At 35.3% G+C, this 12,541-nt stretch carries 9 protein-coding genes; 4 read left to right on the forward strand and 5 right to left on the reverse strand.

Annotated elements, in window-relative coordinates; genetic code table 11:
* Positions 1–19: 19 nt before the first annotated feature.
* Positions 20–4,519, reverse strand: coding sequence for a glutamate synthase large subunit (gene gltB, locus ACP3TL_RS10395; RefSeq protein WP_069832182.1), 4,500 nt, complete (start codon positions 4,517–4,519; stop codon positions 20–22).
* A gap of 137 nt (positions 4,520–4,656) precedes the next feature.
* Between gltB and gltC the strand changes: the two genes are divergently transcribed.
* The 3 genes from gltC to ACP3TL_RS10410 all read left to right on the forward strand — a co-directional run bounded on the left by gltC (position 4,657) and on the right by ACP3TL_RS10410 (position 7,533).
* Positions 4,657–5,544, forward strand: coding sequence for a glutamate biosynthesis transcriptional regulator GltC (gltC, locus tag ACP3TL_RS10400; RefSeq protein ID WP_069832183.1), 888 nt, complete (start codon positions 4,657–4,659; stop codon positions 5,542–5,544).
* Positions 5,545–5,638: 94 nt separating this feature from the next.
* On the forward strand, positions 5,639–6,751 hold the full coding sequence (locus ACP3TL_RS10405) for a YibE/F family protein (RefSeq protein ID WP_069832184.1): 1,113 nt from the start codon (positions 5,639–5,641) through the stop codon (positions 6,749–6,751).
* Positions 6,748–7,533 carry a YibE/F family protein gene (locus ACP3TL_RS10410; RefSeq protein WP_069826428.1) on the forward strand — a complete coding sequence of 262 codons (786 nt, stop codon included), beginning with the start codon at positions 6,748–6,750 and terminating at the stop codon, positions 7,531–7,533. The genes ACP3TL_RS10405 and ACP3TL_RS10410 overlap by 4 nt, the downstream gene beginning before the upstream one ends.
* Positions 7,534–7,598: 65 nt before the next feature.
* Here ACP3TL_RS10410 and ACP3TL_RS10415 read toward each other — a convergent pair whose 3' ends face one another.
* Both ACP3TL_RS10415 and ACP3TL_RS10420 read right to left on the reverse strand, forming a co-directional pair.
* Complete coding sequence (locus tag ACP3TL_RS10415) at positions 7,599–8,843, reverse strand: ammonium transporter (RefSeq protein ID WP_069832185.1); 1,245 nt, start codon at positions 8,841–8,843, stop codon at positions 7,599–7,601.
* A 109-nt stretch (positions 8,844–8,952) separates the two neighbouring features.
* Positions 8,953–9,804, reverse strand: a complete 852-nt coding sequence (locus tag ACP3TL_RS10420) for a GNAT family N-acetyltransferase (protein ID WP_069832186.1) — start codon at positions 9,802–9,804, stop codon at positions 8,953–8,955.
* Between the two features lie 208 nt (positions 9,805–10,012).
* On the opposite strand from ACP3TL_RS10420, the gene ACP3TL_RS10425 reads away from it, so the two are divergent.
* Positions 10,013–10,282, forward strand: a complete 270-nt coding sequence (locus ACP3TL_RS10425) for a hypothetical protein (protein WP_285326918.1) — start codon at positions 10,013–10,015, stop codon at positions 10,280–10,282.
* Between the two features lie 154 nt (positions 10,283–10,436).
* Here ACP3TL_RS10425 and ACP3TL_RS10430 read toward each other — a convergent pair whose 3' ends face one another.
* Together ACP3TL_RS10430 and ACP3TL_RS10435 are read right to left on the reverse strand one after the other, a co-directional pair.
* Positions 10,437–11,408 (reverse strand): LysM peptidoglycan-binding domain-containing protein, encoded by a 972-nt coding sequence (locus tag ACP3TL_RS10430; protein WP_069832187.1) that lies wholly within the window; start codon positions 11,406–11,408, stop codon positions 10,437–10,439.
* Between the two features lie 160 nt (positions 11,409–11,568).
* Positions 11,569–12,354 carry an arylamine N-acetyltransferase family protein gene (locus tag ACP3TL_RS10435; RefSeq protein ID WP_069832188.1) on the reverse strand — a complete coding sequence of 262 codons (786 nt, stop codon included), beginning with the start codon at positions 12,352–12,354 and terminating at the stop codon, positions 11,569–11,571.
* Positions 12,355–12,541 lie beyond the last annotated feature (187 nt).

Raw genomic sequence — 12,541 nt, forward strand, 5'->3', positions numbered from 1 at the left:
GACAAATCCCCCTTTATGGTTAATATACGGCAGTCTGCTGTTCTTCTGATGCTAAGCTTGTACGTTTATCATTAAATGCATTCAACAACGCTTCATCTAATTCACTCGAATCACGTTTTTGTAATTCTATTTTTTGCATCATTAATTTATAGTCTTTCGGAACTACTTTGACTACTTTTTGTGCCACATTTTCAAAATCATTTAGAATAGCTTGTGCTTTTGTGCTCTGTGTATATTTAACATGAGCTTGTAGCATGTCTTTCAAAATTTCACGCTCTGCTTTTACACTAATCGTATCGAAATCTAGACTGTCTAATTTATGTTCTTTTCTAAAAGCTTCAACGTCTGATGGGAAAATGTAACTCACGCCGCCACTCATACCTTGGCCAAAGTTTTTACCTACTTCTCCAAGTATAACGACACGTCCGCCAGTCATATATTCAAGCCCGTGGTCGCCAATACCTTCGACAACTGCTTGTACACCACTATTTCGGATACAGAAACGTTCTCCTGCCTTACCATTAATATACGCTTTACCATGTGATGCACCGTAAAAACAAACATTACCAATAATAATTTCATTTTCACGGTGTTTATTCGGCGCTTTCACAATAATCTTACCGCCAGATAATCCTTTACCAACATAATCATTTGCGTCACCTGTATGATGAATCGTTAATCCACTAGGCGTATATGCTGCTAAGCTTTGCCCACCATGACCCTGTGTTTGGGCATAAATCGTGTCTTCAGGTAAACCTTCAGAGCCATGAATCCTAGTAATTGCACTACCAGTGATTACACCTACGTCTCTTTGTTCATTTTTTAATTTATATTTACCTGTAAATGCTTCACCTTTTTCAATAGCTGTTTGTGCGTCAGGATACAATCTCGTTAAATCAAATCCTTCATCAAGGTGATGACTTTGTTTTATTTTATTAAATCTGTCACCTTCATGTTGATACAACAACGCTTCAACATTCATAGTAGCTGCTTTAGAGCGACGTGATGATAACTGGCTACTTCGTTGTAATAAATCCGTTCTCCCTACTAATTCATCGACTGATTTCAAACCGAGTTCAGCTAATATTCCTCTTAATTCTTCCGCTACAAAATGCATGAAATTAACTACATGGTCTGCTCTACCATTGAATAACGCGCGTAAATCTTGATTTTGTGTAGCGATACCTACTGGACATGTATCTTTATGACATACGCGCATCATAATACATCCCATAACTACTAGCGGTGCAGTGGCAAAACCAAATTCTTCAGCACCTAACGCACATGCATAAGCGACATCTTTACCTGTAAGTAATTTGCCATCGGTTTCCACTTTCACTCTTGATCTTAAGCCGTTCATCATTAAGGTTTGATGCGTCTCTGATAGACCAATTTCCCATGGCACGCCTGCATGTTGAATGCTTGTTTTAGGTGATGCTCCTGTCCCACCATCATAACCACTGATTACGATTTTATCAGCGTATGCTTTCGCGACACCTGCCGCAATCGTACCGACACCTGTTTTAGAGACAAGTTTAACTGTAATATTTGCATCTTTGTTGGCATTTTTTAAATCGTGAATTAATTGTGCTAAATCTTCTATTGAATAAATATCGTGATGTGGCGGTGGTGATATTAAGCCAATACCTGGTGTAGAACCCCTTACTTCCGCAATCCACGGATATACTTTCGTACCTGGTAGTTGTCCGCCTTCCCCTGGTTTAGCGCCTTGCGCAACTTTAATTTGTATTTCTTTTGCATGTTGTAAGTAATCACTCGTTACTCCAAAGCGACCTGAAGCAACTTGTTTAATAGCACTTGAACGATTTTTACCTTCTTCATCTATTACAAAACGTTCAGGATTTTCGCCGCCTTCACCACTATTACTTTTACCGCCCATTTGATTCATTGCTTCTGCAAGCGTTTGATGTGCCTCTTCTGAAATCGAACCATAACTCATCGCTCCAGTATTGAAACGTTGTACAATCTTACTCGCAGGTTCAACTTTATCGATATCTATTGATTTCTGCTTTTTAAATTCCATCAAATGACGAATATGGTCTGTTCGCTTATGATTAACTTCATTTGAAAATGCTTTGAATTTTTCATAATCGTTTAAGCGACATGCATGTTGCAATAAATGTATCGAAGTTGGATTAAACGCGTGATGTTGGCCTTGTTTGCGCCATTGGAACGTACTACCTGATTCAATGTATTCACTCTCAGGTGTTTGTCTCGCTTTATTTTCTTTATCAATTAAATCCATCGTTATCCCAGATAACTTAGACTGTGTGCCAGTGAAATATTTGTCTACAATTTCATTTGAAAGTCCTACAGCTTCAAAAATCTGTGCCCCTTGATAACTTTGAACTGTAGAAATACCCATCTTAGCCATTACTTTGATGACACCTTCAGACAAGGTATGTGTATAGGTTTGAACATTTTCAGAAATATCCCCTTCTAAACGTTGGTTCAAGACCAATTGTTCAATCGTACGTTGTGCTAAATATGGCACTACCGCATTTGCACCGTAACCTAATAAGCATGCAACATGATGTACCTCTCTTGTTTCGCCTGACAAAGCAACAATACTCGTACGCATACGTAGACCTTCTCGGATAAGCAATTGATGAATATGACTCACCGCAAGTAATATAGGCATTGCATAACCTTTTTCTGTTACAAGTGTACGATCATCTAATACTAAAATTTCACTACCTTCTTTAACAGCACGTATCGCTTTACCCCCTAAAGCGTCTAATGCTGCTTCTAAATCGTCTTTATAAACAGTCGATAGATGTCTTACGTTAAATCTACTCTGTTCAATTTCCTCAAGTTGCGCTTCTGTCATCACGGGACGTTTAAGCTGAATTCTATTTAACACGTCCTCATTAGGATTTAACAAATTCCCTTCGCTGCCTAAATAAGCTAACTCACTAGTGACAATTTTTTCACGATAAGCGTCAATAGGCGGGTTTGTTACTTGAGCGAATAATTGCTTGAAATAATTAAAAAGTGTTTCATTTTTTTCGTTTAATACTGCAATAGGTATGTCATAACCCATTGCCCCAATTGGATCTTTTTTATTTTCAACCAGTTCTGTCATGTATTTATCCATTTCTTCTTTGGTATAGACAAATTGTTTTTGCAATCGATTCAATGTTGCACTATCCCACTCAGATGATTTATACGTCACATTTTCTAAATCCAAATCTACTTTAAACTGGTTTAACCAACTTTCATAAGGCAGTTCATCTGCGATATTTGCTTTTAACTCATTATTTTCAATCACTTTATGTTGGTTAAAATCAACAAGTAATAACTTCCCAGGGTTCAACTGGCCTTTAAACGCAACGTTCTTTTCAGGTACATCAACTACACCAACTTCAGATGAAAAAACAATGTAATTGTCTTTCGTTATAGTATAACGTCCTGGTCTTAAGCCATTTCTATCCGTTAAAGCACCAATCTTGTCTCCATTACAAAACGAAATCATCGTCGGTCCATCCCATGGTTCCATTAAATAACTATAATACTCATAGAAAGCACGTACATTCGCATCGTTAGCTTTGTTGTATAACCAAGGCTCTGGAATCATGAGCATCGCTGCTCTTTCAGGCTCCATAGCTAATGATAAAAATTCTAAAGCATTATCGACTATAGCCGAGTCACTGCCATCTTCATCAATAATTTCTTTTACCTTGTCCTTTTCGTCACCAAAAATAGTTTCAATCAGCTCATCTTGTCTAGCGCGCATCCAGTTTACATTACCTTTAATCGTATTGATCTCACCGTTATGCATAAGTAATCTATTAGGATGTGCACGTTTCCAACTTGGAAAGGTATTTGTACTGAAACGCGAATGAACAAGTCCTAATTTCGAAACATAAGATTCGTGATTCAAATCTTGATATAAAGCCTTAATCTGATCCGAACGCAACCATCCTTTATATACAATCGTTCTATTCGACAGACTTGTAAAATATAAATCTAGTTGTTGCTGATTCGCATAATTTTCAATTTGTTTTCGCGCTAAAAATAATTTACGATCTACATGTGAAACATCATTTAATGCCACGAACACTTGTTGAATAAAAGGCATTGTATCGGCAACATGTGAAGCAATTGCATTAATGTCTACAGGTACATCTCTATAACCAATTACGCTTAATCCTTCCGCTTCAAAGTGTGCATTAAACTGTGCCTCGTGCTGAGAACCAGCAATCGGTTCATTTGTAAAAAACATCCCAACGGCATATTGACCTTCTTCAGGCAAATCAAAGTCCGTTTGTTTTGAAAAATAATCGTATGGCACTTCGGTCATAATCCCTGCACCATCACCTGTCACACTGTCTGCACCAAGACCGCCACGGTGATCTAACCTACGCAGCATCTCCAATGATTTTTCGACAATAGCATGGTTCCTTTCGTTATCCATATTGGCATAAAAGCCAATACCACATGCATCATGTTCCTCACGACTATCATATAAGCCAATTTTCTTATTGTATTCGAGCATGATCTTCACCTATTTTTCGAAAATTCTGAATATTAAATTAGTAAGTAAACTATATAGTAGTTGATCAATCTGTTCAATATATAAAATAGATGATATTATTCTAATTATTAGAATGTTTTTGAATTTGGGGGGATACAATGGAAATCAAACAACTAAAATACTTTATAGAAGTCGCAAAAAGGGAGCATTTATCAGAAGCTGCACTTGAATTGGAAATCGCACAATCTGCAATAAGTCGTCAAATTACGCAACTCGAAAAAGAATTACAAGTTAAATTATTTAGTAGAGAAGGCCGCAATATTTATCTTACCGATGAAGGGAAGCAATTATTTTCAGAAGCAACTAAAATTATAGATCAATTCGACGAAACCGTCCGTCTATTTCATAAACAATCAGAATCCAATCATTTTATTATTCGTATCGGTTATGTTGAAAGTTATATCTCACAAGTACTCACGCTATTAATACAATCTTTTGAAAATCAGAGCGATTCAATTGTCGAACCTATTCTAATGGAAGAAAGTGAAATTTTAAATGCTTTAACCACTGATCAAATCGATATTGCATTTACCGATTTATCAAATGACATCAAACAAAATCGCGAACTAAAAGTAAATGCTTTGTTCGAGGAAAACTACCACGTCTACGCCCCTAAAGACGCACCAATTACTATGGCAACCCACCCGCCTCTAGTACAGTTTTCAGACAAAATAATTTACGAACTTTATCCGTTACCTCAGCATATCAAGCAAACATTAGCCAATATTGTAGTAAAACCAATACGTACCATTACCCATCCACAACTCGCACAATACATTTTAAATAAAGAGCGTGGATATATTATCGCAGCTTCCTATCACCTACTAGAGAAGAACCCTGATAAATGGGTGGACATCTCTCTCGGACATACAGAGCTAAAACGCACAATTTGTAGTGTGATGCGCCAAGATAATCGTAAAAACGACATTCGCTTAATGCTTTCAATGATCGATCAATTGTTGAGTCGCAGTACAACGTATCACTAATTCAAAATTCATACGCAAACCTATAAATCGTTGAATTCAACATATGAGACGCGTATAATCGCATTGTCTATAAAGAGAGGATTGAATTAGAGCGATGCCAATCAAAACACTAATCAAACGCCCTTTCAATTGGGTATTATTGTTGTTTTGCATCATATTTATTGGGTTGTTTATTTTCACATTTGTAAACGCTAAGTTTTACGATACACCTATTGGTCAAATTACAAATATTGAAAATAAATCTACATCTAAGACCACAGATGACCATCATAATAAAGATATAAAACATACAGAAACATTGAAACTTACAATTTTAAACGGAAAATTTGAAGGTCAAACTGCAACGATTCCACATGAATATTATGAATCTCAAGCAGATAGTGAAAAATTTTCTAAAAATAATAAAGTCTTACTACATATCGATAAACATCCAAATGACGCATATATATTAGAGAAAAAGCGTGATAGCCTCGTAGTAGCCGTGACAGGTTTATTTTTATTAACGGTACTTCTTGTAGGTAGGAAAATCGGACTTCAATCCATTTTATCTTTGGCAATTAACACAGCCGTCGTCATTCTAGCGATTTATATTTATAACCAATTCCATATTATGACTTTATTCAGTCTAATGAGTATCGGAGTTATCATATCTACTACATTAACCTTATTGCTAGTTACTGGTTGGCAATGGCGCACGCTCATTACTATTGTTAGTACCTTTCTTGGTACTTTTATATGCGTAGGGTTAACACAATTAGTAATTCAAATGACTGATGGCGAAGGATTAAAATTTGAAACGATGAGTTTCTTAACATTACCACCTAAAGAAGTCTTTCTCGCATCGGTAATGATTGGGTCACTTGGGGCAGTAATGGATGTCGCCATTACAATTGCAAGTGGGATGACTGAAATCCTACGTCGAACACCTCATATTAGTATGACGCGTTGGGCACTTGCCGGACGAAATATTGGCCAAGATATTATGGGGACGATGACCAACATTTTACTATTCTCTTATTTATCTGGAAGCTTACCGATGTTACTTATTTATTTAAAAAATGCAAATACCATTACCTACACAATTTCTATGAATTGGTCATTAGAAATTTCCCGGGCAATTACAGGCGGTATTGGTCTCGTCTTAACAATTCCTATTACAATATTATTGATGCAAGTATGGTTCAAAATGCGAGGTGCTAAACAATGAGTGCAATAACAATTTTAGGTATCATACTGTTCATACTCATGCTTATTTTTGGTGGTAAAAAAGGACTCATCTCTTATCTGACATTATTCTTAAACTTTGTCATCCTATTAATAAGCTTGATTATCATTATGTTTGGCGCACCGGTTTATCTTGTAACCTTAATTTTTTGTATCGTTATCGCAGCGTGTAATCTATTTGTACTTAATAGTTATAATACCAAGACACAAGCAGCTTTTTACGCAACGATTCTAACAACAGTCATCTTGATTGCAGCCATCTACTTTTCTGTATCTATCGGTAACCTACAAGGATTCACAACTGAGCAACAAGATGAAACGTACATTTTCTCTATGAATATCGGTATAGACATGGTTAAATTCATGGTCTTCACCATAGTCCTTGCAGTCATAGCTGCTGTCATTGATTTAGCTATTACAATTAGTTCACCCATGTATGAATTAAGTGAGACCAACCCTGATTTAACTCAAAAAGAACTATTTTATTCAGGAATGCGTGTAGGCAGAGAAATCTTAGCCACATCAGCTAATACAATTTATCTCGCTTATTTTGGAGGTCAACTCACATTATTTTTCTGGTTTTTCAAATTAAATTATTCCTTTGGTCATATCATTAATTCTAAAATATTCGCTCAAGAATTTATCTCTATTTTATTAGGAGGTATTGCGATTGCGATAAGCATCCCTATTACGGCTTGGCTGTCCTCGCTATTAATCAAAAAGGAACAAAAAATGAAATTACCTATAAAGCATACGTATAAATAAACAAAACCACTCATCTTGTATTAAATATTAGATGAGTGGTTTTGACTTATTTTTTCTTCAATCCATTAAGGCAGCTTATTAAATTTATTTAACTCTCCACTGAAATAAGCACGTTCTCCATGAACAACATAATCCAATCCATTTACTTCTTCGACTTTGTCTGTGCCTAAAGCACTAAATAATGTTATTCCTTTTGCAATTAAAAACGTTAAGCAACCGCTAAAAACAACTGTTACAAAAACTGCAATCAATTGTGTCCATACAGTTTGTAAATTGCCACCAAAAAGTAATCCATTTACTATTTCGTCATTCACTTTATGAGATTGAAAGACACCTGTTAAAATTGCACCGATAATACCACCGATACCATGTATGCCAAAAGCATCCAATGCATCATTATATTTTAGTTTCACTTTAATATAATTAATTGCAAAATAACAACTAACGCCACCAATCAATGCAATCGCTATTGCACTCATATAGTCTACAAATCCGGCAGAAGGCGTAATTGCTACTAAACCGGCTAACATTCCTGATAACATACCAATCAAACTTGTTGTTTTTTTCATAATGTACTCTATAAGCAACCATCCCAACGAACCTGCACTTGCTGCTAAAACAGTATTTACAAAAGAAGTCATAGCAATATCATTGAATGTTAATGCGCTTCCCACGTTAAACCCATACCAACCAACCCATACTAATATGCCACCTACTAGCGTAATAATAAGATTATGAGGTGGTCGTTTATCAAAGTTTTTCCCTGCACCTATCATCAAGGCCAATACTAGTCCTGATACTCCTGATGTAATATGAACTACTGTACCCCCTGCATAATCTATCGCACCTAATTTATGAATCCAGCCACCTCCCCATACCCAATGTGCAACTGGACTGTAAACTAAAAGAACCCATAAAAATACAAAAATTAAATAGGGTATAAACTTCATTTTTTCTGCAATTGATCCTGACAAAATCGATACAGCAATGGTACAAAACATTAATTGAAACAGCATAAAAAGCGCTATAGGAATATGCGTAGCAATATCATCTTGTGTATTAAAGCCAACTTGTTTTAACCCCAAGTATGTAAAGTCTCCTATAATAGTATTTCCTGGACCAAAGCTTAAGCTAAAGCCTAAAATAACCCACGCGAATGTCACGACAACAATCGCTGACATACTTTGCATAACTGTATTCAACACATTTTTAGATTGTACAAGCCCACCATAAAACAAACTCAACCCTGGCGTCATTAACCATACAAGTAACGTACACAAAAATAAAAATAAAGTATCATTCATATTCATCTAAATCACTCCTTTGATCAAAATCATACCCCCGGTCAAAATGAATAGCAAAAATGCGTCATATAAATTAACATTCTATGTTAACTTATATGACGCATTTTTAAGTTGATTATATTTGTTGATGTAAGATATAAACAGGTCTACCTTCTAATAAGGTTTCACATACTTCGTTATAATGACACTGTCGATATAATTTTTGAGCTACTTCATTATTATCATTGACCGCCAGGCAAATTTCATCGATATTAGGAAAGTGGCGATGTATATATTCTGGCAACGCTTGAATAATTTGTTTTCCATAACCACGTCCTCGATAATGTGCATCTACACTAAAAGACCTAAAAAACATTGCATTTTTATTTAATGAATAAGGCGCTACACCTGCACCTTCATGCAGTGTAAAAAAACCTATACATTGTTGCTCGTCGTTATATACGAGTACAGGATGACGTTCCGAGTCGCGTTGCGCAAGTTCAATATTCACTTTTGGCGTTTTAGTAAATTGATGGTCTCCTGACGTAATTGTGATTTTTTCAATATCTGAAACAAGTTCTGCACTATATGGAATCATAAATATATTTTCTAATTGTTCATTGATCCAAGTCACTACTGCAGGTGCGATTTTATTGAACTCTAGCTTATGAATCCATTTTACATCTGTAATTTCTTGGTCAGTTGCAACATTAGACCAATCTATTTGTTCTGTTGTATAAAAACAATTCAGTTCTGTCTGCTCATTGTGCTGTGGATAAGCATCTCCAATAACTGTGTCCATATAAATGAGCGAGTTTTCCGATACATCAACTTGCAGTTCCTCTTTCAACTCTCTCTGTAATGCTTGCTTATAAGTTTCATCACCATCTATTTTACCGCCTGGAAAATAATATTTCTCTCTATCTCTAGCTTGTACTAGTAGTAATTCGTCATTTTCTTCAACAACTAAACAAACACATTTAATCATAACTACGCACTCCAAACGTATTTCAATTTTTTATTTATACGGAAATAATCGTACCATTTTCAAACTAACTGCGCTTATGTTATCATATTTTATTATTCGAGAACATCTCATTTAGAGCAACATCACAGTGTGGAACATAACAATCAACTCATAAAATGTTATAATATTGAACAATATATTCACTTTCAAAATGGAGGATACAATAAAAATGGCTAAAAAACCAAGCATTAATCGCATTTCTAATACAATCAATTTTGTAGGTATTGCCGTAGAAGGTTTCAACTGGTACGCCTATCAATCAAAAAACAAAAAATTACTTTACGCTAGCATGGCAATCACAAGTGCAGGTGCGGTACTCGATTTTTATACAGCATTAAAATCACCGCGTAAATTCGTTAAAGGTTTTTCAACTTTCACAGCAGCTAGCACATTATTCACGACTGCTAAACGTGTACAATCTATACGTAAAGAAGCATAATCTCTCATTTTCTTTAGGAAAAACCTTTTCACAACTAATTACTATAAAATCAATCTGCCAACAGGGACACGCGCTCTGTTGGCATTTTTTTAAAAAGAACATAAAAATGCTTCTAACGTATTCGTTTTAAAATACATCAGAAGCACTTTTCAAATTAGTGAATATATTTATATGAACTTACTTGTGATGCAGGAATCGTTCTGTAAGTTACAATACCTGGTGATGCACCGTAATTCATTTCTGAAATAGTAATACTACCGTTAGAATTAACAGATTCTACGAATGCAACATGACCATAATAACCTTGATCAGATTGTAAAATAGATCCCACTGTTGCCTTATGGTCAACTGTATAACCATCAGCTGCTGCGCCAGTATCCCAACTATTAGCATTCCACCAATATGTACTAATGCCTTTACCAATTTGTGCACGTTTGTTAAATACGTGCCATGTGCATTGGCCCCAGTCATACAAATTGGAATGATTAAATATCGGTGTGTTATAACCTGTAGATCCTGATGAACCTGATCCACCAGTTGAAGCTGTCCCTGAAACTTTCAACTTCTGTCCTGGATAAATATTAGTATTTGATAAACCATTTAAACTCATGATTTTTTGGTAAGTCGTGCCATATCTTGCAGCGATTGCTGATAAAGAATCGCCTGATTTCACTGTATATGTTGTTGTACTGCCACTGTTCGTCCCACCTGATGAACTTGAACCACCAGTTGAAGCTGTTCCCGATACCTTCAACTTCTGTCCAGGATAAGTGTTAGTGTTTGATAAATTATTTAAACTCATGATTTTTTGGTAAGTCGTACCGTGTTTAGCAGCGATGCCTGATAACGTGTCTCCAGATTTCACTGTATATGTTGATCCTGATGATGTATTCGTTGATGTACTTGTTGAACCAGAAACTTTCAATGTTTGGTTAGGAAAAATAACGTTAGACGTCAAATTATTCAACGATTTCAATTTTGAAATTGAAATATCATATTTATTTGCTATTGACCACAGAGAATCCCCGCTCTTAACTTTATAAGTTGTTGCAGCATCAGCATTTGCTGAAGTTACAGCCGCTATCGCGCTTGTCCCTATTACAGTTGCAATTATTTTTTTACGCACTTATGTAAACCTCCCAATATTTCTTTTTACATTTTATCATTCATTGCTCACTATATTATTATACAGCTTAAAGTTGCGCGTGAGTATATTATTTGTATGACATTCATATTACAAACAAGAACTACTCGTAATATAAACGCCTTCATGATTATCAATTCATTTAATGCTGTTCAAATGTTTGAATCCGAATATCGTCTATCCCAAAGTAATCACTTAGTAAAGCTTGATAATTATTTTGGGTTACTGGAATTTTTTGAACTTCTCCATTTTTTGATATCGTTAAATGTGCATTAGACAATGTAACTCTGCCGTATGTTTTGGCTTTACTAACCAATAATTTTCGAACAAAAACAGAGTCTGGATGATGCTGATTAAATTCAATTCCCGCTGTAAAATCTTTGAGCGTTTTAGATATATCACTTGCTCTATATTGTGTTTCCCAATCACCTGTTTTATACTTTTGCATTTCAATTGTATCCGCATCAATATGTATCACTTGAAATGTACCATTTACATCGCTCACTTCATTTTGATTCTTAATAAGCGGCATCGCTCTTTTAGGTACATCCGCATAACCAACATCGACCAGATATTTATGCTGATTTAAACGTACAATCAAAGCCATATGAGACCCTTCCATTGCCCATCCCTCACCTGTATTAATAGTTGCAGAAATCATATAAACGTCAAAACCTTTTTCCTTTAAAAAGCTATAAAACAATCTATTTTGTTCATAGCAAAAACCACCTCTATGCGCTCGAATGATTTTATGAAGCATCGTTTCATCATCTAGTGCGATGGGTTGCTTATTTTGAACATTAATATTTTCAAACGGCACATGTAGTACATATTGGTGAATATAATGATTCAACGTCTCTAAATCGACTTTATTGTAATAATCGGAATTAATATTTAAGTACGTTTCCAATCGTTTAAAGTTTGTCATTTACCGTTACCCCTTCTAACACGATAGTCTATTGTTTATACAATACTATTTTAGCCGACTTAATCTACTTCAGACAAACAGACTGTTTTGTGGAAAGTTTCATGTAATTTGTGTCTTCACCTTAAAATGTTGTAGTCTCATAAATAATATTTAGTATTCACATTCTACTTTCATATCATAGATGTTA

Origin of the sequence: Staphylococcus caseorum (assembly GCF_049943195.1) — a bacterium.
Taxonomy (GTDB): Bacteria; Bacillota; Bacilli; order Staphylococcales; family Staphylococcaceae; genus Staphylococcus; species Staphylococcus equorum_A.